Source organism: Acidovorax sp. GW821-FHT10A04 (assembly GCF_059415825.1).
This window is the reverse complement of the sequence record NZ_JBWKNZ010000001.1, coordinates 443,754-466,107: the sequence shown is the minus strand read 5'-3', so window position 1 is coordinate 466,107 and position 22,354 is coordinate 443,754. Positions and strand designations below refer to the sequence as shown.

The following is a 22,354-nucleotide window of genomic DNA, read 5'->3' as shown; positions in this document are numbered from 1 at the left end:
AGAACAACGAAGGGCAGTGACTGAATATGGCAAGAGAATACAAAGACGTGGTGGTCGGCCTGGACATCGGCACGGCGAAGATCATGGCCGTGGTCGCCGAAGTCCTGCCCAATGGCGAACTCAAGCTCGCAGGATTGGGCGTGGCCCCGAGCAATGGCTTGAAGCGCGGCGTGGTGGTCAACATCGACGCCACGGTGCAGAGCATCCAGCAGGCGCTGAAAGAAGCCGAGCTGATGGCCGACTGCAAGATTCAGCGGGTGTACACCGGCATCACCGGCAGCCACATCCGTGGCCTCAACTCCAGCGGCATGGTGGCCGTGAAGGACAAGGAGGTCACCTCGGCCGACGTGGCGCGCGTGGTGGAGACGGCCAAGGCCATCAACATCTCGTCCGACCAGCGCCTGCTGCTGGTGGAGCCGCAGGAGTTCGTGATCGACGGGCAGGATGTCAAGGAGCCCATCGGCATGAGCGGCATCCGCCTGGAGGCCAAGATCCACATCGTGACCGGAGCGCAGAGCGCGGCCGAGAACATCATCAAGTGCGTGCGCCGCTGCGGACTGGAAGTCGAGCAGTTGCTGCTCAACCCGCTCGCATCGAGCCAGGCCGTGCTGACCGACGACGAGCGCGAACTCGGCGTGGTGGTGGTGGACATCGGTGCCGGCACGACCGACGTGGCCATCTTCACCGGCGGGGCCATCCGCCACACGGCCGTGATCCCGATCGCGGGCGATCTGATCACCAGCGACATTGCCATGGCGCTGCGCACGCCGACCAAGGACGCCGAGGACATCAAGGTCGAGAGCGGCTACGCCAAGCAACTGCTGGCCGACCCCGAGAGCCAGGTCGAGGTGCCAGGCCTTGGTGACCGCAGCCCGCGCATGCTGAGCAAGCAGGCCCTGGCCGGAGTGATCGAGCCACGCGTGGAGGAGATCTTCTCGCTGGTGCAGCAGGTGATCCGCGAGTCGGGCTACGAGGAAGTGCTGTCCTCGGGCATCGTGCTCACGGGCGGCAGTGCCGTCATGCCCGGCATGATCGAGCTCGGCGAGGACATTTTCCTCAAGCCGGTGCGCCGCGGCATCCCCAAGTATGCGAGCGCGCTGTCGGACATGGTGGCCCAGCCCCGGGCATCGACCGTGATGGGCCTGCTCGAGGAGGCGCGCCTGGCGCGCCTGCGTGGTTTCAAGGTAGCGCAGAAGAGCGGCTCCATGAAGACGGCGTTCGGCCGCTTCAAGGACTTCATCGTGGGGAACTTCTGATGCGGTACTTCCACCACCACAGTCCTGCCCGTGCCGGTCCCCGAATGCCCGGCGGGCGATGGCGATGTACAGGACCGCCATGCCGCTGCCCGCACCCAGAGACAGTTTTTCACATTTGGCCAATGCATACGAAGACAGAATCAGGAGTTCCAACATGACCATCGAAATGATCGAAGCCGAAACTTTCAACCAGGGCACCCAGATCAAGGTGATCGGCGTGGGCGGTGGCGGCAGCAATGCCGTCGAGCACATGATTGCCCGCAGCGTGCAGGGCGTGGAATTCGTCTGTGCCAACACCGACGCGCAGGCGCTCACCCGTAGCTCCGCGCACAGCGTGATCCAGCTCGGTGCCAGCGGCCTGGGTGCCGGCAGCAAGCCCGACAAGGGCCGTGATGCCGCCGAAGCGGCCGTGGAGGACATCCGCGCCGCCATCGATGGCGCGCACATGCTGTTCATCACCGCCGGCATGGGCGGCGGCACGGGTACGGGCGCCGCGCCGGTCATCGCGCGCATCGCCAAGGAGATGGGCATCCTCACCGTGGGCGTGGTCACCAAGCCTTTCGAATGGGAAGGCGGGCGCCGCATGACCAACGCCGACAACGGCCTGGCCGAGCTCGAAGCCAATGTCGATTCGCTGATCGTCGTGCTCAACGAGAAGCTGCTCGAAGTGCTGGGCGATGACATCACTCAGGACGAGGCCTTCGCGCATGCCAACGATGTGCTCAAGAACGCCGTGGGCGGCATTGCCGAGATCATCAACGAGTACGGCCAGGTGAACGTCGACTTCGAAGACGTGCGCACCGTGATGGGCGAGCCCGGCAAGGCCATGATGGGCACGGCCACGGCCAGCGGCCCCGACCGCGCCCGCATCGCAGCCGAGCAGGCCATCGCCTGCCCGCTGCTCGAAGGCATCGACCTGTCGGGCGCCAAGGGCGTGCTGGTGCTGGTCACGGCCAGCAAGGGCAGCCTGAAGCTGTCCGAGTCGCGCCTGGCGATGAACACCATCAACGCCTACGCCTCCAAGGACGCGCACGTGATCTTCGGTGCCGCCTACGACGACACCCTGGGCGACGAGATCCGCGTGACCGTGGTCGCCACCGGCCTGTCGCGCCACAACGCCCGCCGCCAGCCGATCTCGGTGGTGCAGGGCGGCCTGCGCACCGGTACCGACAACATGGCTTACCAGATCCCTGTGGCCGGTGCCGCGGGTGCGATGGGCAACGCCATGGGCGTGGTTCCTGGCCAGACCGGCCATGGCGGCGGCAGTTCGCAAGCCGACTACGGCAGCATGTCGGTGCCCAGCGTCTGGCGCACCAACCGCACGCAGGCCGCCGCCCGCGTGGACGCGCTGTCCTCGGGCGGCATGGACGACCTCGAGATCCCGGCCTTCTTGCGCAAGCAAGCCGACTGATCGCGTGGGTGAGCCGGGACCGTCCTGCGGTTCCTGACTCCTCCAAAGGGGCCTTCGGGCCCCTTTTTCATGGGCCGCCCGCCATGGTCCTGTTGCAAGCGGGGTTGGGCGTCGCCTTTTACAATCGGGGGATGCTCCAGCAACGCACCCTCAAGACCTTGACCCGCGCCGTCGGCGTGGGGCTGCACAGCGGCCAGCGGGTCGAGCTGACCCTGCGGCCGGCCCAGCCGGATACCGGCATCGTGTTCCGCCGGGTGGACCTGCCGCAGCCCGTGGACATCCCGATCCGGGCCGATGCGGTGACGGACACGCGCCTGGCGTCGACCATCGGCGTCGGCAGCGCCAAGGTGCACACCGTCGAGCACCTGATGTCGGCCTGCGCGGGCCTGGGGCTGGACAACCTCTACGTGGACATCACAGCCGAAGAGGTGCCCATCCTGGATGGGTCCTCGTCGTCCTTCGTGTTCCTGCTGCAGAGCGCGGGCATCGAGCTGCAGAACGCGCCCAAGCGCTTCATCCGCATCAAGCGGCCCGTGGAGGTGCGCGAGGGCAGCGGCGCCCAGGCCAAGTGGGCGCGCCTCGTGCCCTACCATGGCTACAAGCTGAGCTTCGAGATCGATTTCGACCACCCGGCGGTGGATTCCACCGGCCAGCGTGTGGAATTCGACCTGGGGTCGGGCAACTACAGCCGCGACATCGCGCGCGCACGCACCTTCGGCTTCACGCGCGACGTGGAGATGATGCGCTCCAACGGTCTGGCCCTGGGCGGCGGGCTGGACAACGCCATCGTGATGGACGACTACAAGGTGCTCAACAGCGACGGCTTGCGCTACGACGACGAATTCGTCAAGCACAAGATCCTCGATGCCATGGGCGACCTGTACATCATCGGCCGGCCCCTGCTGGCCGCCTACAGCGCCTTCCGCTCGGGCCATGCGATGAACAACCTGCTGCTGCGCGAGCTGCTGTCGCAGCCCGATGCCTGGGAAGAGGTCACCTTCGAGGACGAGCGCCAGGCACCGCAGGGCTTTGCACGGCCCGCGCGCGCCTGGTAGGCGCGCCCCCATGCTGCTCTTTCGCTGGGTGGTCATGGCGCTGCTGCTGGCAGCGGCGGTGTCCTTCGCGTTCTATGCGGGCACGGGCCAGGCGCACTACAAGCGCTGGGGCCTGGTGGTCCTCAAATGGACCGTCATTGCCGCCGTGTTCTTCTTCGCCGTGGTGATCATCGGACGCATCTGAAACCCTGTTGCAGGCCGGTGTCGATATACTGGCGCCTGCTCCGGGGTGTGCGAAAGCGCTGAGATGCAAAGGGCCTGATGGTTGATCCATCAGGCGGCCTGCGAACCCGACGAACTTGATCCGGTTCATACCGGCGGAAGAAGAGCCGACCTTCATGCCTGCGCGCGCACGCCTTTTTTGGGGAGTGCCACTGCGGGGCATGCCGTCCATGCGCCAGCCCTGGCGCGTGCGCGGGGCGCCAGGTCCATTCCGGAGCAAATATTCCTTTGCCACCGGAACCTGGAGACCCGCCCCATGAATGCACCCGATCCCCTTGCCCGCGAAAAATTCGCCGAGCTGCTGGCCGCCGCGCGCGAACCCTTCCCGGCCTCGCACAAGGCCTACCTGCCTGGCCACCTGCACACCGACCTGCGCGTGCCCGTGCGCGACATCGCGCTGACCAATGGCGAGCAGGTCAGTGTCTACGACACCTCGGGGCCCTACACCGATCCCGGTGCCGTGATCGACGTGCGCCGCGGCCTGGCCAGCGTGCGCGGCGGCTGGATCGCCGGCCGGGGCGACACCGAGGCTTACGAGGGCCGCGCGCCCCTGGCTCTGGACGACGGCCAAAAGAGCGAGGATGCCGTGCGCCTGGCCCAGCTGCGCGCCGAGGCGGCCGCCCTGCAGCGCAAGCCGCTGCGCGCACGCAGCGGCGCCAACGTGACGCAGATGCACTACGCCAGGAAAGGCATCGTCACGCCCGAGATGGAGTATGTGGCCATCCGTGAGAACGGCAAGCGCGAATGGATGGCACAGTACCAGGCAGACACCGGCCGCGAGCGCCGCCTGGCCGGCAACCCCATGGGGGCGAGCATTCCGCGGATCATCACGCCCGAGTTCGTGCGCGACGAAGTGGCGCGCGGGCGCGCCATCATCCCGGCCAACATCAACCACCCCGAGGTGGAACCCATGGCCATCGGGCGCAACTTCCTCGTGAAGATCAACGCCAACATCGGCAACTCGGCCGTCACCTCCAGCATCGAGGAAGAGGTCGAAAAGCTGGTCTGGGCCATCCGCTGGGGGGCCGACAACGTGATGGACCTGTCCACCGGCAAGAACATCCACACCACGCGCGACTGGATCGTGCGCAACAGCCCGGTGCCCATCGGCACCGTGCCCATCTACCAGGCGCTGGAGAAAGTCGGCGGCGTGGCCGAAGACCTGACCTGGGCGATCTTCCGTGACACGCTGGTCGAACAGGCGGAGCAGGGCGTGGACTACTTCACCATCCACGCCGGGGTGCGCCTGGCCTACATCCACCTCACGGCGGCGCGGCGCACGGGCATCGTCTCGCGAGGCGGCTCCATCATGGCCAAGTGGTGCGTGGCCCACCACCGCGAGAGCTTCCTGTACGAGCACTTCGAGGACATCTGCGACATCATGAAGGCCTACGACGTTTCCTTCAGCCTGGGCGATGGTCTGCGCCCCGGCTGCGCCTCGGACGCCAACGACGAGGCGCAGTTCGCCGAACTGCACACCCTGGGCGAGTTGACCCAGGTGGCCTGGAAGCACGACGTGCAGACCATGATCGAAGGCCCCGGCCACGTGCCCATGCACATGATCCAGGCCAACATGACCGAGCAACTCCGAACCTGCCACGAGGCGCCGTTCTACACCCTGGGCCCGTTGACCATCGACATCGCGCCCGGCTACGACCACATCGCCTCGGCCATCGGCGCGGCCATGATCGGCTGGATGGGCACGGCCATGCTGTGCTATGTGACGCCCAAGGAGCACCTGGGACTGCCCGACCGCGACGATGTCAAGCAGGGCATCATCGCCTACAAGATCGCCGCGCATGCGGCCGACGTGGCCAAGGGGCACCCGGGTGCCCGGGCGCGGGATGACGCGTTGAGCCAGGCGCGCTTCGACTTCCGCTGGCAGGACCAGTTCAACCTTGGCCTGGACCCCGAGACGGCCCAGGAGTACCACGACGAGACCCTGCCCAAGGACAGTGCCAAGGTGGCGCATTTCTGCTCCATGTGCGGGCCCAAGTTCTGCTCCATGAAGATCACCCAGGAAGTGCGCGAGTTCGCGGCCCAGAAGGGCGTTGCGGAGGGGCAGGCCCTGACAGCCGGCATGCAGGACAAGGCGGCGGAGTTCCAGCGCACCGGGGGCCAACTGTACGTGCCCCTCACGCCGGTGCGATAAGCACGGCTACTGCCCCCGCAGTTCCGCTGTTGGGAATGGCAGGGCGGTAAATACCCTCTGCGGCATAGCCTGTGGGCGCGCATACAGTCGCGCCCACACCGGCGCCATAGGGATAACTGGTCCTGTGGCACCAAAGTTGCTATGCTGTAGTTGTCAATAAATGTAAGGAAGAGCGATGAACCTGCTCAGCCGTCTTTCCATCCGTGCGCGTCTTTATTTCGGCACGATCTTTTCGCTGGTTCTGCTCGTCGTGATCGGTGCCATGGGCTATCTGGCCCTGGAGCGCACCCGCAGTACCCTGGACCAGCTGTTCTCCCAGCGGGTGCAGACATTGACCGATGTGGCCGAGCTGCGCACCACCCTGGGGGACCTGCGCCGCCTCGAAAAAGACATCATCATCAGCTTCAACAACTCCGTCGAAGTCGCAGCCCTGCGCGAGGGCTGGAAGAAATCGCTGACCGCGCTCAACAAGGGCATGGCCGACGTGCGCCAGGTGCAGTCGGGCGACGCGGCCTTCGTGGCGGCCATCGACAAGTCGCTGGCCGAGGTCAAGGAGTACGAGGCCGGCATCTCGCCCGTGTTCGAGCAGATCGAGCGTGCCCAGATCGATGGCGCCGTGGGCGGTGCCTACGCCGACCGCCTCAAGAAGCACATGGAGGCCACGGACAAGCTGCTGTCTGATCTTTCCGTGACCGCACGCACCAAGATGGACGAGGCGCGCGAAGGCGTCAACACCCTGACCACCACCATGTCCGGCTTGATCGGCATCGTGCTGGTGCTGGCACTGGCCGTGCTGATTCCGCTGACCTTCTTCAGCGTGCGCTCGATCACCCGCTCGATCTCGCAGGCCAGCGCCCTGGCCGAGCGCATCGCCGGCGGCGACCTGTCGCGCGATGTGGAGGTGACCTCGCAGGACGAGGTGGGCCAGCTCGTGGCTTCCATGGCGCGCATGCAGGATGCCCTGCGTGGCCTGGTGCAGCAGGTGCAGGAGGCGGCCGGCAACATCTCCACGGCCAGCACCGAGATTGCGTCGGGCAATCACGACCTGAGCCACCGCACCGAGCAGACCGCAGCCAACCTCGAAGAGGCCGCCTCGTCGATGGAACTGCTCACCAGCACCATCGGCCAGAGCGCCCAGTCCTCGCGCCAGGCCAGCGATTTCGCGTCCTCGGCCGCCGAAGTGGCCGGACGTGGCGGCGTGGTGGTCTCGCAGGTGGTGACCACCATGGACCAGATCACCACCAGCTCGCGCAAGATCGCCGACATCACCGGCGTGATCGACGGCATCGCTTTCCAGACCAACATCCTGGCGCTTAACGCTGCCGTCGAAGCGGCCCGTGCCGGCGAGCAGGGCCGCGGCTTTGCCGTGGTGGCCAGCGAGGTGCGCAACCTGGCCCAGCGCTCGGCTGCCGCCGCCAAGGAGATCAAGGGCCTGATCGGCTCCTCGGTGGAGCGTGTGGAAGACGGCTCGCGCCTGGTGAGCCAGGCCGGCGCCACCATGAACGAGATCGTGGGCAGCGTGCGCCGGGTGTCGGACATCATCAGCGAGATCACAGCCTCCTCGGCCGAGCAGCGCGACAACGTGGGCCACATCAGCCAGTCGGTGAGCCAGCTGGACAACATGACGCAGCAGAACGCCGCGCTGGTCGAGCAGTCCACCGCGGCATCGGAATCCTTGCGCGAACAGGCCCTGCAACTGACCCAGGCCGTGAGCCAGTTCAAGCTGCAGCCCGGTGCTGGGACCCGAGCGGTGGGCACTGCGGGAATGGGTGGCGATAGCGCTGCACCGCCGCGCGGCATTCCAGCCCCGGCGCATACACCCCTGCCACTGATGAAGAAGGTCGCCAGCAGCGGCCGCCCGGCGCTGCAGATCCGCTGATTTCTCCAGCCGCAGACCCTAAGAACCTGTTCAAGATCTTTTTGAAGCCGCGCAAGTCCCTTTTCGGGATGGGATGCAAGGCGCGGTGCGCAGTTGATAGCCCAGCTATCAACAAGCGCAGCAACGCCGCAGACCGCCCGCAAAGGCACTTGCCCTTCGGGTTGGAGTGAAATCGGGCCGACGAATTCGGAATGTTTGGCGCCTCGGCTGCTTGCATGGGCATGAGCCCATGCGGCGCATCCGAAGCATCCACTCATCCCGATTGCACTCCAACGCGGCTGCAAAAAGATCTTGAACAGGTTCTAAGCAAAAGGGCCGCATCAGCGGCCCTTTTTGCATGCATCCGTCACCGGGGTTGCGTCAGTCGCGGGTCACCCGCACGACTTCCTCACGGCTGGTGACGCCGGCTGCGATCAGGCGCTCGCCGTCCTCGCGCATCAGTGCCATGCCGCCTGCCAGGGCCGCGCTGCGGATGTCGGCCTCGGCGGCCTGGTTGTGGATCTGGGCGCGGATCGCATCGTTGGTCACCAACAGCTCGAACAGGCCGGTACGGCCCGTGTAGCCGGTCTGGCTGCAGTGCTCGCAGCTGGCGCCATGGCAATGGCTGCAGTACTTGCGCACCAGGCGTTGCGCCAGCACGCCGAGCAGCGAGGAGGACAGCAGGAACGGCTCCACGCCCATGTCGGTCAGGCGCGTGACGGCGCTGGCGGCATCGTTGGTGTGCAGCGTGGCCAGTACCAGGTGGCCCGTGAGCGAGGCCTGGATCGCGATCTGCGCGGTCTCGAAGTCGCGGATTTCACCGATCATGATGATGTCCGGGTCCTGGCGCAGGATGGCGCGCAGGGCCTTTGCGAAGGTCAGCTCGATCTTGCTGTTGACCTGGGTCTGGCCCACGCCCGGCAGCTCGTATTCGATGGGGTCTTCCACCGTCATGATGTTGTTGCGCGTGGCGTCGAGACGGCCCAGCGCGGCGTACAGCGTGGTCGTCTTGCCCGAGCCCGTGGGGCCGGTCACGAGGATGATGCCGTGCGGCTGCCCGATCAGGCCCTCGAAGCGCCGCAGGGTCTCGCCCTGCATGCCCACGGCCTCCAGGCTGAGCTTGCTCTCGCTCTTGTCCAGGAGGCGCAGCACCGCGCGCTCGCCATGGGCGCTGGGCAGGGTGGAGACGCGCACGTCGATGGCGCGCGTGCCCAGGCGCAGGCTGATGCGCCCGTCCTGCGGCAGGCGCTTCTCGGAAATGTCCAGGTCGGCCATGATCTTCAGGCGCGAGATCAGGGCCGCGTGCAGGGCACGGTTGGGCTGCACCACCTCGCGCAGCGAGCCGTCCACCCGAAAGCGCACGCTCGAATGCCGCTCGTAGGGCTCGATGTGGATGTCGCTCGCACCGTCGCGTGCGGCCTGCGTGAGCAGGGCGTTGAGCATGCGGATGATGGGCGCGTCGTCGGCTGTTTCCAGCAGGTCTTCCACGGCCGGCAGGTCCTGCATCATGCGCGACAGGTCGGCGTCGGACTCGACCTCGCTCACCACGGTGGCGGCGCTCGACTCGCCCTGGGCATAGGCGGCGCTGATGCGCTGGGCCAGGGCCGGTGCCTCCAGCGACTGCAGGTGGCGGACCTTGTGTTTGCGCATCACTTCCGACAGCGCGGTCACATCAGGGGCGGGGCCGTGCCACAGCACGATTTGCTGCCCGTCATCTTCCAGCAGCAGCTGGGAGGTGCGGGCAAAGGCGTAGGGCAGAGGGTGGCGCATGGGTTTCTCAGAGCGTCTGGCGCGTCACCGTGGCGCCGGGTGCCAGCTGGCGCACCATGGCGGCTGCCGCTTCGGCCGAGGCCTCGTTGTGGTACGGGCCTACCCGCACGCTGGTGCGCGGGCCCTGGTTGGTGTCCACCGGCTGCTCGGCGATGGGCAGCGCCGAGGTGCGCAACTTGTCCAGTGCTGCGCGCGAGGCAGCATCGTCGCCGAACAGGCCGGCACGCACATAGTAGGTCGATGCGGCGGCGGCGGCCGCCACAACGGGGGCGGCTCCAGCGCGCACGGGCGCTTCGCTGATGGGCACGCCCGAAGGCGTCAGGCGGGGCGCCGGGGCGCCGGGGGCCGTGAGGTCCTGCATGGGCGTCGGGGGCACGCCCGCGGGCTGCACGCGCGTGGCGGGGTCGGCGCGCTGGGGCAGTTCCGGCAGCACGGGGGCGCCCGATACCGACCGCAGTGGCAGGCTCGAGGCGGGCTGCGTCACCTGCTGCAGGCCGCGGATCGCCTCGTAGCGGTCCACCATCAGGGCATCGCTGGTGGCCGCATCGCGCACCACCACGGGGCGCAGGAAGACCATCAGGTTGGTCTTGTTGCGCGAGCGCTTTTCACTGCGGAACAGACCGCCCACCACGGGCAGGTCACCCATCACCGGCACCTTGTCCTCGCCCTGCGAGTAGCTGTCTTCGAGCAGCCCGCCCAGCACGATGATGCTGCCGTCGTCCACCACCACGTTCGACTCGATGGAGCGCTTGCTGGTGGTCGGGCCGTTCACGGCGCTCAGGGTGTTCTCGTTGATCTTCGAGACCTCCTGGTAGATCGCCATCTTCACGGTGCCGTTCTCGCTGATCTGCGGGCGCACCTTGAGCATCAGGCCCACGTCCTTGCGCTCCACCGTGGTGAAGGGGTTCACCGTGTTGCTGCCGCCGGTGTTGGCGTACGAGCCAGTCGGGAAGGGCACGTTGTTGCCGATCACGATGCGCGCTTCCTCGTTGTCCAGCGTCATCAGGTTGGGGGTGGACAGCACGTTGGCGTCACCGCTGTTCTGCAGGAAGTTGGCCAGGGCGCCCAGGTAGTACTGGCCATTGATGCGGGGTGCGAGTGCCAGGTTCAGGCCTGGGCTCAGTGAGCTGGCAGCGCTGAGAATTCCCGAGGTACTGCCGCTGGCCAATGCACCTGTGAGGTTGATGATGTTGGCGCCGCCACCCTGGGTGGAGTTGGTGCCGATGACACCGACGGTGCCGTCGCCCTTCTTGCCCAGCGCGCCTTGCCACTGGATGCCGAACTCCGCCAGCTTGCTGGCCGAGACCTCCACGATCAGGCTTTCCACCAGCACCTGGGCGCGGCGGCCGTCGAGCTTGTCGATCACGGCGCGCAGCTGGCGGAACAGCGGTTCGGGCGCAGTGATGATCAGCGAGTTGGTGGTCGGGTCGGCCTGGATCAGGCCGCCAGTGGAGGGCTGGTTGCTGTTGCTGCTGCCCATGCCCGAGCCGCTGCCCATGCCGCCGGAGTTGCTGCCCAGCCCGCCGAGGGTGTTGTTGCTGTTGTTGCTGGAACCGCCGCTCAGGCCACCGCTGTTGCTGCCACCCGACAGCGAGGGCGACGAGGTGCCGCCGGAAATCGCTGGCGTGCTGGCGCTGGTACCGCCCGTGGCGTTGCTGCCCATGCTAGCCATGGCCGCGCGCAGGGTGGTGGCAAGCTTGGTGGCATCGGCGTTCTTGAGGTAGACCACATGGATGTTGCCCATGGAGGCGCTGCTGCCGGGCACGGGCGGCTGGTCGAGCTTGTCCACCAGGGCGCGCACCATGGCCACGCGTGCTGGGTTGGCGGCACGCAGGATCAGCGAGTTGCTGCGCGGCTCGGCCAGCAGCGTGGTCTTGAAGGAGGTGTCGGCCTGGCCCTGGGCCGCGGCCGGTGCGGCGCCGCTGCCGCCATCGATGAGGCGCGCCACCAGGGGCGCGAGGTCGGCCGCGAGGGCATTGCGCAGCGGGATGATCTCCACGTCGCTGGCGTTGGAGACATCCATCGCCGCGATGATGCGGCCCAGGCGCTGCAGGTTGTCGGCATAGTCGGTGATCACCAGCGAGTTGTTGCCGGGGTTCACGTTGATGGTGTTGTTGGGGCTGATCAGCGGGCGCAGCACCGGCACCAGATTGCCGGCGTTCTCATAGTTGAGTTTGAAGATCTGCGTCACGATCTGCCCGCCGCCGGGTGTGCCACGCGCCGAGCCCGACTCGCTAACGCTCACGCTGCCGCCCTGCAGCTTGGCGTCGGCCTCAGGCACCACCTTGTACAGGCCGGCCGATTCGACTACCGTGAAGCCCTGCAGCCGCAGCGCCGCCAGGAACTGCTGGAACGCCGCCGAGGGCAGTACGGCGCGTTCGGTGATCAGCGTGAGCTGGCCCTTCACGCGCGGGTCGACCACCACGTTGCGTCCGGTGATGGTGGCCATGGTGCGGGCCACGGCCTCGATCTCGGCGTTGGCGAAGTTCAGCGTGACGGGCTCGTTGCCGCGCACGCTGCTGGTGCCTGTGCCGACAGCCGTCTGCGCCAGGGCCAGCGGGCTGCTGGTGAGCAGCATGGCGGCCAGGGTGATGGAGCTGACGGCGAATTGCAGATGCGGCGAGGGAGAGGATGCGGAAGTCGTCATAGGGTCAACCCACGTTGATGAGGGAGCGCGCGCCGTTGCGCCGTCCGATGATGTTCAGAAGATTGGTGAGCGCCGCTTCGCGGTCGGGCGCCGCACTGGCCTCGCCCGCAAAACGCAGGCGCTGGCCTACCCATTGGCCGGTGCCGCTCAATTGCAGGTGGCCGCCCAGGGTGCTCAGGGTCAGGATAGGCACTTCGCCGCCCTGCATGGCCAGGCGGTAGCTGCCCATGGGGCGCAGGGTGGACAGGCGCGAGGACATGTCCAGCGCATCGAGCTGCATCTTGCCGTCCAGCACCATGCGGCCTGCCTGCCAGGCGGCCTGCAGCCCCTGCGTCTGCAGCACCAGCTGGCCTTGCGGCTGCAGCGTGTTCCACGGCGTGCCCAGGCCCGAGAGCAGCGCGGCGGGCCAGCGGCTCTGGCCGTCGCCCACCGTCACGCGCAGCTGAGAGAGGCCCAGGGCCAGCCGGGCCTGCAGCGGCTGCACGGTGCAGCAGGGCGCCTGCACCTGGGCGTGCACGCCGCTGAGAGTGGGGCGCAGCGTCCATTGCAGGCGCCCGGGCAGGGCCGTGCGGTCCTGGCTGGCGGTGCCACCGGTCAGCACCAGCTGGGCCGAGCCGTTCCAGACGGTGCCACGCGCTTCCGACAGCAGCAACTGCCCGCCCGTGGCCCGGGCCAGGCCCTGGGCCAGCCATTGCGCGGGGGCAAAGACCACCAGCGCCGGCAGCAGGCCGGCCAATGCGCCGCCCACGGCCCAGCCCCAGGGCGAGCGCGGTACAGCGCCGGTGGCGCGTGGGGAGGGGCGTGGGCTGCGGGTGGGCGACACGGGGCGTTTCGTGGGGTTCACCGTGCAGGCAGGGCCAGCACCAGCGTGCCATCCCAGCGCGGGGTGGTGGGCGCAGTGCCTGCAGGGGCGTCCTGCGCGGGGCTGGCCACCAGGGCCTGCATGGCACCGGGGATGGGGGGCACCAGCGGGCCAGCGGGGGCGGCGCCCGGGGTGGGGGGCAGCATGGCCGGTGGCGTGGCTGTGGCCTGCGGGCCGGGGCGGGCGCTGTTGTTGCCCGTCGCCGATGGGGTGGCAGCGGGCGCGGCGCGGGTCAGGCGTGCCTCGATGGGCACGGCCCGGGCGTTGCTGCGCGCCAGCGCCAGCCACTGCGCGAGGGCATCGGCAGGGGCTGCCTTGAGCGTCACGGTGGCCCGGTCGCCCGCCACGTTGAGCTGGGCGGCCGTGCCCATGCGCTGCGTCAGGCCGCTGCGCAGGGCGCCGGTGGCGTCGCCCGTGCTGCTCTGCGGAACGGCCTGCAACTGCTGGGCTTCGGCCTGCAGGCTGCGCATGCGTTGCAGCTGCGTGTCCAGTTCGGCATGGCGCTTGGGGGCCGTGCGCAAGGTCTGCAGGGCGGGGGAAATGCCCACCCACCACACCAGGGCCAGGCCCACCAGTGCGGCCGCGCCCAGCACGAAATTCTGTTCGCGCGGGGCCATGGCCTGCCATTGGGCTTTCAAGGGAGCGAGCTGACTCATGGGGTAGTCTCCGCACGCAGCACCAGGCTGCCATCGTCCAGGCGGCCGGTGTAGCCGGCGGCCCGCAGTCGGGTGGTGAGCACGGGTTCCTCTTGGGGGGTGAGTGGCAGGCCGCGCAGGCGCAGTTCGCCGGTGGTGAATTCCAGGCCGGAGGGAATGCGGCCATTGGGCAGCGCGCTGCCGGCAGCGGCCATCATGGGTTCCAGGTCGCGCGGCGAGAAGCTGCCCGACGCCTGGCGCAGCAACGCCATCTCGCGCTCCATCTGCTCCAGGGGGGCGATCACGGCCTGCACCTGCGGAAAGGTCTGGGTGAAGGTGCTGCGCAGGCTGGTCTGCTTGGCGGCCAGGGCCTGCCGCTCCTGCCAGGCCCAGACGTTCAGGCCCGCCAGATGCGCCAGCACGAGCACCCCCAGCGCCCAGCGGGCTGCGCGCCACTGGGGGGCGTACAGCAGGGCGCTCAGGGCGCCGCCGGCCTTGCGCAGGGCACGCGAGCGGCTGTTGCTGGAGAGTTCGAACTGCGCCAGGTCCCAGTCGCTGCGGGCGGCGTCCAGGGCGCGGGCGCTGGCCGTGTGCAGGCTCACCGGGTGGCCCAGGGCATGCTCGGCCAATTCCGCCACGGCCGGATCGGCGCGCAGCGGCGTGGGCGGTGCATCGCCGCCGGCGGCGCTGCCCAGGCCGGCCAGCGCCAGCGTGGCAGGCGTCAGCGGCAGCATCGAAATGCCCTGGTCGGCGCCCAGGCCGCACAGGATCAGCTGGGGGTCGTCTGCCGTGCCGATAGCCGACACCTCGGGGGCGCCACTGGCCGTGGGGCCGGGGGCGAACTCGGGCACCACGCGGGACACGCGCCGGCCGGCGGCTTCCAGGGCTTGCAGGTGGGCGCGCAGCCAGGTCCGGTCGCACACGGCCACCCACACCGGCACGCCGGCCTGGGCGCCCGGTTGCAGCGCAAAGTGCAGTTGGGCCGGGTCGTCGAGCAGGCGGTCTTCGAGCAGGCCATCGAGCACCGAGCGCAGGCGCGGTGTCTGCTGGCTGGCACCGAGGGGCAGGCCGGGCGGCAGCTGGACCTTCTGCCAGGACAGCGCCTGGATCGGCACCACGGCCACCACCTCGCCGGGGCGCGCGGTCTCGGGCAGCAGGGCCGCCTCGGCAAGCGCATGGCGCTGGGCGGTATGCCCGTCCGCCGTCAGCGTATAGCCGTACTGGGTCGATAGCCCCGGAGGGGTGGGCGGCAGGGAGAGTATCAGCGTGCTCATGGGCGGGTAGTGCGGATCATTTTAGGCGGTGGCTCCTGTGCTGAGTGCATTCAGCGCAAGGTCTGTTGCGCCGGGGCGGCAGTATCACGGTCGAAGGCGCCGCGTTCCCGCCACAGCGTCGTCACTTCCAGGCCCAGCTTGCGCACCAGGGAGCGCTCGTCCACGGTGGTGTTGTCCATGCGCAACCGGCCGCGTACCTCGAAGTAGGCCGAGGCGATGGCCAGGTCATTGGTGTCGAACGAGGCCCTGCCCAGCACCTCGACCACCTCGGCCATGGATCGGAAATGTTTGGATTCGCGGGCCTGCACCAGCTTCTGTGCGCCGGCCATGTCCAACCCGTCGATGGCGGCCCAGACCACATCGATGCCCGCCGTGTTGAGGTTGACGGGGGTGCGCACCGGCAGGATGGTGACATGGGGCAGCAGCGCCGCGACAGTTGGCGGCGACAGCCCCAGCCAGCCCAGCTGCGATACCGTCTGGGGCAGGAGGGGGGCGCTGCCATCGGCGCCGGTGCGGGCCTGGGCCTTGCGCAGGTTCTCCACCAGCAGTGTCAGCTCCTGTGAGGGCAGCCCCAGCCGCTCGAACAGCCGGGTGAACTGTTTCAGGGCACCGGCCTGCACCTGCCCGCCCTCGGCCAGGCTGGTGATGTTCAGGCGCGATTGCAGGTCCGTGATCTGCCCGGAGAGAAAGGCGTCGGCGGTGTCGGTGCTGGCGTCCTCCACCTGGGCCACGCCGCGCTCGGCCGCGAGGAAGCTGGACAGGCGCGCCTCCTGCAGCGGCACGGCCCAGGGTTCGGCCAGGTGGTCGGCGCCGCCCGCACGGCCATCCTCGCGCAGGATCAGGCGCGACCAGTCCAGTGCCCCCACCAGGATCCAGGCGGCCTGCACGCGGTCGCGTTCGGCGGTCTCGACCTCGATGGCGCGCCACTGCTGCCACAGGGAGGCGGCGGCGAAGGTGGCCACGAGCGTGACGGTCAGCATGGCCGCCAGCAGCGCTGCCCCGCGCTGGGCCCGCGTGGGCTGCCGTCGGGAAGGGGTTGTGCGGCGCATCAGGTGCGGCCTCCGCCCAGGGTCGGGTTGGCCCAGTCGCGCACGATGGCGCCCGTCAGCGCCTGGCCTGGTGACAGGGTGACCTGCAGCCGCACCCCGTCGGGGAGGGCCGCGGCCGGGGTGCTGCCCGTGGTCTGGCCGGCACTCGACAGCGGGTTGGACCAGGCGCCGCCGCGGAAGTAGAACAGCTGCCAGCTGCTGATGGGCACCAGGCTGATTTCGTAGCGCCGGGCCTGTTCGTCGGGCGTGCGCGCCCACTGCTCGGCCTGTTGCCAGGCCTGCTGCCACTCATTGCGGTTGCGCACGGGCGGTGACTGCCAGCGCACCCACTGGCCCCCGCCTTCCACACCCGGCATGTCGCGCCGGGTCCAGGCCACCACCAGAGCGCCCGTGTCGGGCACGGCCGAGGTGCGGCGCGTGATGCGCAGCACCTGCCCGTCCCAGTCCATCGGGGTGGTACTGGCCAGTGGCAGGATGGCATCGAGGTCGGCCCCCCATTGGGCCAGGGCCGACTGGATCACCAGCATTTCGTCGGCGCGCTGGCGCGTCAGCTCTTGCGCGCGCACCATGCCATCGATGCCGCGCCAGCTCATGATGGCCAGGATGGACATCAGCGCGATCGCGACGAGCAATTCGATCAGCGTGAAACCGCCCTGAACTGCCGGCAGGGGGCCGCGCCCGTGGCCTTGCGGCACGGCGGGTTGCACGGTGGGGTGAAGCCTGGAGACCATTTTCAGTAGCGCCCCACGATGGTCGAGATGCGCAAGATGGAGTTTTCGCCATCGAGCACCTGCGCATCCACACGCCGAAAGCTCGGGTTGGGCGTGGGCCGCACGGTCAGGCGCACGTCCAGGCGCCGGCCCGCCTGCTCGCAGGGCTGGGTGCTGTCGCCGACGCTGGGCATCTGGCGCGAGAGGCGCACGCGCACCAGCTCGTTCTCGGCGCACAGCTGCGCCAGCACGATGTCGGACTGGCGCAGCGCATTGCGCGTAAGGGCATTCGTCGACTGCAGCCCGGCCATCAGCGCGATGGCCACGATGCTCAGGGCCACCAGCACCTCCACCAGCGTGAAACCGCGCTGGCTCCCGGGCATCGGGGCGCTCATTGCACCGACTCCACACGGAAGGGCCGCAGCCCGTCCGTCACCACGCGCAGGGCCTGGTCGGGATGGTCCTGGTGCGTGAGCAGCACCTGCTGCGCTCCGATCACCGGCTCCGGCCCGAGCAGCAGGACGGCATTGCCACGCACCAGCGTGCCGGTCGCCAGCCACTGGTGCGGCAGGGCGTTGGGCGCAAGCCCTTCGAAATTGAAACCCAGCGGCCCGCCGCGCCAGCGCACCGGCACCCCGCTGGCCCGCGACTGCGCCCGCCCCGCATCGAGCAGCGCCGCCAGCCGCGCCGCCTCGCGCTCGAGTTGCGTCTGCCCGTTGTCGCGCATCGCCAGCGCAATACCCGCCGTCGCCAGCGCCATGATGCTGATGACCACCAGCAATTCGAGCATGGTGAATCCGCGTGCGCGACGGGTTATGGATGTTGGGGGCACAGGTTGCATGGTGCGCACTGCGCTCTCTCGGAAATCACGGCTTCGCCACCGGTCCGCTCGGGTGCGGCCCTTGGTCACGAAGGGAAATGGCTGAAAAGGTCACTGCGTGGGCTGAGGGCGTGCGGCCGCAGCGCCGGGCCGCCCCAAGCAAGGCCCGGCCCCCTCGGGGGGCAGGGAGCGACACGCAGTGCGGGAGCGTGGGGGCCAAGGTTTCGCCGCCGGGCCGCCCCAAGGCGAAACGCGGCCCCCCCGGGGGGCAGGGAGCGACACGCCAGTGCGCGACCGTGGGGGTCATTACTGCCAGCTGCCGATATCGGCATCCTTGCCTTCGCCGCCCGACTGGCCATCGGCACCGAAGGACATCACGTCGATCTCGCCCTTGATGCCTGGGTTCAGGTACTGGTAAGGGCGGCCCCAGGGGTCGTTGTTGAGCTTTTCAAGGTACAGCTTCCAGTTGCCGGGGACGGGGCCGGACGTGGGCTTGGCGACCAGTGCCTGCAGGCCCTGCTCGGGCGTGGGGTAGCGCTGGTTGTCCAGACGGTACAGCTTGAGCGCCTGCATGATGTTGGTGATGTCCGTCTTGGCCGCGGTGGCGCGGGCATCGTCGGCGCGGTCGAGCACGTTGGGCACGATCAGCGCGGCCAGCACGCCGATGATGACCACCACCACCATCAGCTCGATCAGGGTGAAGCCCCGGGCCAGGCTGCGGCGTGCACGGGGCAGGGCAGGGGAGGAGGACAGGATGAAAGAGGGGGTGTTCACTGCAGGCGGTCTCGCTAGGGTCGTATCGGTGAATCATAATGCCCGCATGGTGACCAATTCATACAGCAAGTGGGGCGTGCGCCTGGGGACTCTGGCGCTGTGGGCCGCCGCAGGGGCCAGCGTGGTCTATTGGGGCCTGCGCCTGTCGAACCGGCCGGTCGCGCAAACCGTCCCGACGGTGGCGTCCGTGGCGGCGGTGCCCGACGCCCAGGCAGTCGCGCGCGCGCTCGGGGCCTTGCCCGCCGGCGCCGTCGTCGCCGTGGCCGCGCCGATGGCCTCTCTGGCCAGCCGGTTTGCCCTGATCGGCGTGCTGTCCGGGCGCCACAGTGGCGGCGGTGCCGCGCTGATCGCGGTCGACGGCAAGCCCGCCAAGCCCTTCCGTGTGGGGACCGTGGTGGATTCCGGCATGGTCCTGCAGGCGCTGAGCCCGCGCCAGGCCCAGCTGGGGGCCGATGTGGGCGGCCCGGCCATGCTCACGCTGGACATGCCGCGCAAGAACTGATCCTTCAGGGACGGCAGGCCCTTGGTGCCGAATCCGGCGCTTGCACGGTTTGCTTCTCCTTACTGCGGGGTCTGTTGGTATTTTGCCACCCGGGGGCAGCGCCTCACCCCAGGTCCACCGTATCCCAGCCCCCCCACGCGGGGGCATGCACCGGCCATTGGTCCGCCCGTGGCAGGGCCTTGTCTGCGTGGTGCAGCAACCAATCCACGCAGCGGGCCACACCCGCATGGGTGAGCCACACCGCGTGGTGCAGGCCGGCGGCCCGCACCGCGGCCCGCGTGTCCTGCAGGGCCTGGGCCACGCGCTCCAGCATCTCTGCCAGCGGTTCGCCGCCACCCGGGCGGTGGTGGGCGAAATCCGTGCTCCAGGCATCGATGTCGGCCTTGGCGAGGCTGTTCCAGGCGCGGCCTTCCCAGGTGCCGAAATCCATCTCGCGCAGCCGGGCGTCGGGCAGGGGCTGCCAGTCGGGGCGTGCTGCCTGGACGGCCTGGGCCAATTGCACGCACCTTTGCAGGGGCGAATGCCAGACCAGTGCGGGGCCCGGCAGGGCCTGGCCCAGGCGCTGGGCGCAAGCCCGGGTGGGGTCGCTTTCGGCGGACATGTCCAGCATGCCGTAGCAGGTGCCCCTGGCCACCATCGGCGGCGCATGCCGCACCAGCCAGAGTTGCGCGGCGGGGTGTTCAGCCATGCCCCAGGGCCAGCGCGGCGCCCAGGTAGAAGCCGATCTCGCCGATCTGCTGAGTGGCGCCCAGGCAGTCGCCGGTGAACCCCTGCAAGCGACGCGCGAACCACCGGGCCATCCAGGCCGCCGCCAGCGCGCTCAGCGTGCAGGCGGCAAGGGCGGTGGCGGAGGTGCCCCAAAGCCAGGCCAGCCCCAGCGGGGCCACGCACCAGCCGGCAGCCACCACCAAGGCCGTGCCGGTGATCTGGTCGGCCAGCGGCTTGCTCTTGGAGCGCGCGGTGTCGCCCACGTGTGGCAGGCGGCGCACGATGAACAGCGGCCACAGGCGCGACAGCACATGCCCGCCCACCAGGGCCGCCAGCGCCGTGGCCAGGCTGTGCGCGCCGAGCGCCGCCAGCAGGCTCACCTTGGCCAGCAGGGCCAGTACGAGCGCCATGGCGCCGAAGGCGCCGACGCGCGAATCCTTCATGATGTCCAGCGCCCGTTCGCGGTCGTGGCTGCCGCCCAGGCCGTCGGCCACGTCGGCCAGGCCATCCTCATGGAAGCCTCCGGTGAGCAGCACCGTGGCCACGGTGCAGAACACGGCCGCCACGACCGGCCCCAGCGGATTGGGGGCCAGGGCCAGGTACAGGGCCGCATACACCCCTGCCGCCACGGCCGCGGCGAGCCAGCCCACGCCCGGCAGGTGCGCGGCGCTGGCACGCAGCATGGCGGGGCTGAAGCCCACCCAGCCAGCCAGCCGCCCGGTGACCGGGATGCGGGTGAAGAACTGCACGGCCAGCAGGTAGTGGCGCAGGGCTTGCATGGGGGTGGCGCTGTGCGGGCCCGGCGGCCTATTTGGCGCGCAGGAACAGGCGGTAGGCCGGGTTTAGCGTCTCTTCCACATAGGGATAGCCCAGCGTGGCTAGGAAGGCGTCGAACGTGGCCGAGTCTTCGGGCGGTACCTGCATGCCCACCAGGATGCGGCCATAGTCCGCGCCCTGGTTGCGGTAGTGGAACAGGCTGATGTTCCAGGTCGGTTGCATCAGGCTCAGGAACTTGAGCAGCGCGCCGGGCCGCTCAGGGAATACGAAGCGCAGCAGGCGCTCGTCCTGCGCCAGTGCCGAGTGCCCGCCCACCAGGTGGCGCAGATGCTCCTTGGCCAGCTCGTCGTGCGTGAGGTCCAGCGCGCCGAAGCCGTGCTCCGTGAAGATCTGCGCGAGCCTTTGCGATTCGCCCTTGCCCTGCGCCGTGAGGCCCACGAACACATGGGCCTCGGCCGAGTCGCTGATGCGGTAGTTGAACTCGGTCACGTTGCGCGGGCCCCCGGGCAGCGCACCCACCACCTCGCAAAAGCGCCGAAAGCTGCCGCGCTCTTCGGGGATGGTCACGGCCAGCAGCGCCTCGCGCTCCTCGCCCACCTCGGCACGCTCGGCGACGAAGCGCAGGCGGTCGAAGTTCATGTTGGCGCCGCACAGGATGGCGGCATAGGTCTCGCCCTCGGTCTGGTGCGTTTCCACGTACTGCTTGATGGCGGCCACGGCCAGCGCGCCCGAGGGCTCGACGATGCTGCGCGTGTCCACGAACACGTCCTTGATCGCGGCGCAGACGGCATCGGTGTCCACGGTGATGAATTCGTCCACCAGGCCGCTGGCGATGCGGAAGGTCTCCTCGCCCACCAGCTTGACGGCCGTGCCGTCGGAGAACAGGCCTACATCGGCCAGCGTGACGCGTTCATGCGCGCGCACCGACTGGATCATGGCGTCCGAATCGTTCATCTGCACGCCGATGACCTTGATCTCCGGGCGCACGGCCTTGATGTAGTTGGCCACGCCGCTGACCAGGCCGCCGCCGCCGATGGCCACGAACACGGCATCGAGCCGGTTGCTGCCCAAGCGCTGCAGCTGGCGCAGGATCTCCATGGCGATCGTGCCCTGGCCGGCGATCACGTCCGGGTCGTCGAAGGGGTGCACGAAGGTCAGGCCTTCCTTGGCCTGCAGTTCGGCGGCGTGCTGGTAGGCGTCGGAATAGCTCTCGCCATGCAGCACCACCTCGCCGCCCAGCGTGCGCACGGCATCCACCTTGACCTGGGGCGTGGTGGTGGGCATCACGATCACGGCACGTGCACCGAGCTTGCTGGCGCTCATGGCCACGCCCTGGGCATGGTTGCCGGCCGAGGCGCAGATCACGCCGCGCTGCAGCTGGCCGGGGGTGAGGTGCGCCATCTTGTTGTAGGCGCCCCGCAGCTTGAAGCTGAACACGGCCTGCTGGTCCTCGCGCTTGAGCAGCACCCGGTTGTTCAGGCGGCGGCTCAGGTCGCGGGCGGGTTCCAGGTCCGACTCGATCGCCACGTCGTACACGCGGGCGGTGAGGATCTTCTTGAGGTAATCGGCGGGGGTCAGGTCGTGGGTCATGGCAAGGGGCTGGCTGTGGCGCGCGCCGCCTGTGCAGGCGGGGCACACATCATAGGTGTTCGTCCTTGCCGCCTGGGTGCAGGCGGTGCCGAGTGCCCCATCCGGGCAAAAAAAAGCCCCAGGCCGCAAAGCCCGGGGCTGAATCCATCCTTTGAGGAGATGGAGGAGACAATCGGCGCGTTGGAGGTGGTGGAGAGGTTTCCAGCACCTGTCCCTTTTCGATAAAAGGGCAACGCATGGCGCAATGTTAGCGCAACGGATGCTGCGATGCAGCAAAATTCA

Annotated in this window: 20 protein-coding genes and 1 riboswitch; of the genes, 7 read left to right on the top strand and 13 right to left on the bottom strand. The window is 68.8% G+C overall.

Annotated features, from left to right (window positions below; all coding sequences use genetic code 11):
- The first annotated feature begins 26 nt into the window (after nt 1–26).
- The 6 genes from ftsA to AC07PF_RS02105 all read left to right on the top strand — a co-directional run bounded on the left by ftsA (nt 27) and on the right by AC07PF_RS02105 (nt 7,975).
- Complete coding sequence (ftsA, locus tag AC07PF_RS02130) at nt 27–1,256, top strand: cell division protein FtsA (protein ID WP_145694605.1); 1,230 nt, start codon at nt 27–29, stop codon at nt 1,254–1,256.
- Between the two features lie 154 nt (nt 1,257–1,410).
- Complete coding sequence (gene ftsZ / locus AC07PF_RS02125) at nt 1,411–2,667, top strand: cell division protein FtsZ (RefSeq protein WP_007857395.1); 1,257 nt, start codon at nt 1,411–1,413, stop codon at nt 2,665–2,667.
- 131 nt (nt 2,668–2,798) lie between these two features.
- Complete coding sequence (lpxC, locus tag AC07PF_RS02120) at nt 2,799–3,722, top strand: UDP-3-O-acyl-N-acetylglucosamine deacetylase (RefSeq protein WP_035204894.1); 924 nt, start codon at nt 2,799–2,801, stop codon at nt 3,720–3,722.
- 10 nt (nt 3,723–3,732) lie between these two features.
- On the top strand, nt 3,733–3,906 hold the full coding sequence (locus tag AC07PF_RS02115; RefSeq protein ID WP_494610727.1) for a hypothetical protein: 174 nt from the start codon (nt 3,733–3,735) through the stop codon (nt 3,904–3,906).
- 31 nt (nt 3,907–3,937) lie between these two features.
- Nucleotides 3,938–4,065, top strand: a riboswitch (TPP riboswitch).
- 135 nt (nt 4,066–4,200) lie between these two features.
- A complete protein-coding gene (gene thiC, locus AC07PF_RS02110; RefSeq protein ID WP_494610725.1) occupies nt 4,201–6,096 on the top strand; it encodes a phosphomethylpyrimidine synthase ThiC in 1,896 nt (631 codons plus the stop codon).
- Nucleotides 6,097–6,271: 175 nt separating this feature from the next.
- Nucleotides 6,272–7,975 (top strand): methyl-accepting chemotaxis protein, encoded by a 1,704-nt coding sequence (locus tag AC07PF_RS02105; protein ID WP_494608624.1) that lies wholly within the window; start codon nt 6,272–6,274, stop codon nt 7,973–7,975.
- A 360-nt stretch (nt 7,976–8,335) separates the two neighbouring features.
- Here the strand turns inward: AC07PF_RS02105 and AC07PF_RS02100 are convergent, their stop codons facing one another.
- From AC07PF_RS02100 to gspG, 10 genes are all read right to left on the bottom strand, one after another.
- Complete coding sequence (locus tag AC07PF_RS02100) at nt 8,336–9,724, bottom strand: GspE/PulE family protein (protein ID WP_007862309.1); 1,389 nt, start codon at nt 9,722–9,724, stop codon at nt 8,336–8,338.
- A 7-nt stretch (nt 9,725–9,731) separates the two neighbouring features.
- On the bottom strand, nt 9,732–12,371 hold the full coding sequence (gene gspD / locus AC07PF_RS02095; RefSeq protein ID WP_494610723.1) for a type II secretion system secretin GspD: 2,640 nt from the start codon (nt 12,369–12,371) through the stop codon (nt 9,732–9,734).
- Nucleotides 12,372–12,375: 4 nt separating this feature from the next.
- The gene (gspN, locus tag AC07PF_RS02090) at nt 12,376–13,215 is read right to left on the bottom strand and encodes a type II secretion system protein N (RefSeq protein ID WP_494610721.1); all 840 of its coding nucleotides are present in this window, start codon (nt 13,213–13,215) and stop codon (nt 12,376–12,378) included.
- Nucleotides 13,212–13,889, bottom strand: a complete 678-nt coding sequence (locus tag AC07PF_RS02085) for a type II secretion system protein M (RefSeq protein WP_494610720.1) — start codon at nt 13,887–13,889, stop codon at nt 13,212–13,214. Before AC07PF_RS02085 ends, gspN begins: the two co-directional genes overlap by 4 nt.
- Nucleotides 13,886–15,142: a type II secretion system protein GspL gene (gene gspL / locus AC07PF_RS02080; protein WP_494610719.1), complete on the bottom strand. Its 1,257-nt coding sequence runs from the start codon at nt 15,140–15,142 to the stop codon at nt 13,886–13,888. Before gspL ends, AC07PF_RS02085 begins: the two co-directional genes overlap by 4 nt.
- 50 nt (nt 15,143–15,192) lie before the next feature.
- Complete coding sequence (gene gspK, locus AC07PF_RS02075) at nt 15,193–16,191, bottom strand: type II secretion system minor pseudopilin GspK (RefSeq protein ID WP_494610718.1); 999 nt, start codon at nt 16,189–16,191, stop codon at nt 15,193–15,195.
- Entirely contained in the window at nt 16,191–16,922 is a 732-nt protein-coding gene (locus tag AC07PF_RS02070) for a prepilin-type N-terminal cleavage/methylation domain-containing protein (RefSeq protein WP_494610717.1), read from the bottom strand. The genes gspK and AC07PF_RS02070 overlap by 1 nt, the downstream gene beginning before the upstream one ends.
- 2 nt (nt 16,923–16,924) lie before the next feature.
- On the bottom strand, nt 16,925–17,296 hold the full coding sequence (gene gspI / locus AC07PF_RS02065; RefSeq protein WP_145694596.1) for a type II secretion system minor pseudopilin GspI: 372 nt from the start codon (nt 17,294–17,296) through the stop codon (nt 16,925–16,927).
- Nucleotides 17,293–17,691 (bottom strand): type II secretion system protein GspH, encoded by a 399-nt coding sequence (locus AC07PF_RS02060; protein ID WP_494610716.1) that lies wholly within the window; start codon nt 17,689–17,691, stop codon nt 17,293–17,295. The genes gspI and AC07PF_RS02060 overlap by 4 nt, the downstream gene beginning before the upstream one ends.
- A 336-nt stretch (nt 17,692–18,027) precedes the next feature.
- A complete protein-coding gene (gene gspG / locus AC07PF_RS02055; protein ID WP_007856594.1) occupies nt 18,028–18,495 on the bottom strand; it encodes a type II secretion system major pseudopilin GspG in 468 nt (155 codons plus the stop codon).
- A 46-nt stretch (nt 18,496–18,541) separates the two neighbouring features.
- Here gspG and AC07PF_RS02050 point away from each other — a divergent pair, with 46 nt between their 5' ends.
- Nucleotides 18,542–18,997, top strand: a complete 456-nt coding sequence (locus tag AC07PF_RS02050; RefSeq protein WP_007856595.1) for a type II secretion system protein N — start codon at nt 18,542–18,544, stop codon at nt 18,995–18,997.
- Between the two features lie 103 nt (nt 18,998–19,100).
- On the opposite strand, the gene AC07PF_RS02045 is transcribed toward AC07PF_RS02050, so the two are convergent.
- From AC07PF_RS02045 to ilvA, 3 genes are read right to left on the bottom strand one after another with little or no spacing between them, the layout of a single operon-like run.
- Nucleotides 19,101–19,685 (bottom strand): histidine phosphatase family protein, encoded by a 585-nt coding sequence (locus AC07PF_RS02045; RefSeq protein ID WP_494610714.1) that lies wholly within the window; start codon nt 19,683–19,685, stop codon nt 19,101–19,103.
- Nucleotides 19,678–20,484 carry an adenosylcobinamide-GDP ribazoletransferase gene (locus AC07PF_RS02040; protein WP_494610713.1) on the bottom strand — a complete coding sequence of 269 codons (807 nt, stop codon included), beginning with the start codon at nt 20,482–20,484 and terminating at the stop codon, nt 19,678–19,680. The genes AC07PF_RS02045 and AC07PF_RS02040 overlap by 8 nt, the downstream gene beginning before the upstream one ends.
- A gap of 28 nt (nt 20,485–20,512) precedes the next feature.
- A complete protein-coding gene (gene ilvA, locus AC07PF_RS02035; RefSeq protein WP_494610712.1) occupies nt 20,513–22,072 on the bottom strand; it encodes a threonine ammonia-lyase, biosynthetic in 1,560 nt (519 codons plus the stop codon).
- Between the last annotated feature and the right edge of the window lie 282 nt (nt 22,073–22,354).

Coding starts and splice junctions, on each gene's coding strand:
- ftsA (WP_145694605.1), top strand. CDS start 27: ATGGCAAGAGAATACAAAGACGTGGTGGTCGGCCTGGACATCGGCACG.
- ftsZ (WP_007857395.1), top strand. CDS start 1,411: ATGACCATCGAAATGATCGAAGCCGAAACTTTCAACCAGGGCACCCAG.
- lpxC (WP_035204894.1), top strand. CDS start 2,799: ATGCTCCAGCAACGCACCCTCAAGACCTTGACCCGCGCCGTCGGCGTG.
- AC07PF_RS02115 (WP_494610727.1), top strand. CDS start 3,733: ATGCTGCTCTTTCGCTGGGTGGTCATGGCGCTGCTGCTGGCAGCGGCG.
- thiC (WP_494610725.1), top strand. CDS start 4,201: ATGAATGCACCCGATCCCCTTGCCCGCGAAAAATTCGCCGAGCTGCTG.
- AC07PF_RS02105 (WP_494608624.1), top strand. CDS start 6,272: ATGAACCTGCTCAGCCGTCTTTCCATCCGTGCGCGTCTTTATTTCGGC.
- AC07PF_RS02100 (WP_007862309.1), bottom strand. CDS start 9,724: ATGCGCCACCCTCTGCCCTACGCCTTTGCCCGCACCTCCCAGCTGCTG.
- gspD (WP_494610723.1), bottom strand. CDS start 12,371: ATGACGACTTCCGCATCCTCTCCCTCGCCGCATCTGCAATTCGCCGTC.
- AC07PF_RS02085 (WP_494610720.1), bottom strand. CDS start 13,889: ATGAGTCAGCTCGCTCCCTTGAAAGCCCAATGGCAGGCCATGGCCCCG.
- gspL (WP_494610719.1), bottom strand. CDS start 15,142: ATGAGCACGCTGATACTCTCCCTGCCGCCCACCCCTCCGGGGCTATCG.
- gspK (WP_494610718.1), bottom strand. CDS start 16,191: ATGCGCCGCACAACCCCTTCCCGACGGCAGCCCACGCGGGCCCAGCGC.
- AC07PF_RS02070 (WP_494610717.1), bottom strand. CDS start 16,922: ATGGTCTCCAGGCTTCACCCCACCGTGCAACCCGCCGTGCCGCAAGGC.
- gspI (WP_145694596.1), bottom strand. CDS start 17,296: ATGAGCGCCCCGATGCCCGGGAGCCAGCGCGGTTTCACGCTGGTGGAG.
- AC07PF_RS02060 (WP_494610716.1), bottom strand. CDS start 17,691: ATGCTCGAATTGCTGGTGGTCATCAGCATCATGGCGCTGGCGACGGCG.
- AC07PF_RS02050 (WP_007856595.1), top strand. CDS start 18,542: ATGGTGACCAATTCATACAGCAAGTGGGGCGTGCGCCTGGGGACTCTG.
- AC07PF_RS02045 (WP_494610714.1), bottom strand. CDS start 19,685: ATGGCTGAACACCCCGCCGCGCAACTCTGGCTGGTGCGGCATGCGCCG.
- AC07PF_RS02040 (WP_494610713.1), bottom strand. CDS start 20,484: ATGCAAGCCCTGCGCCACTACCTGCTGGCCGTGCAGTTCTTCACCCGC.
- ilvA (WP_494610712.1), bottom strand. CDS start 22,072: ATGACCCACGACCTGACCCCCGCCGATTACCTCAAGAAGATCCTCACC.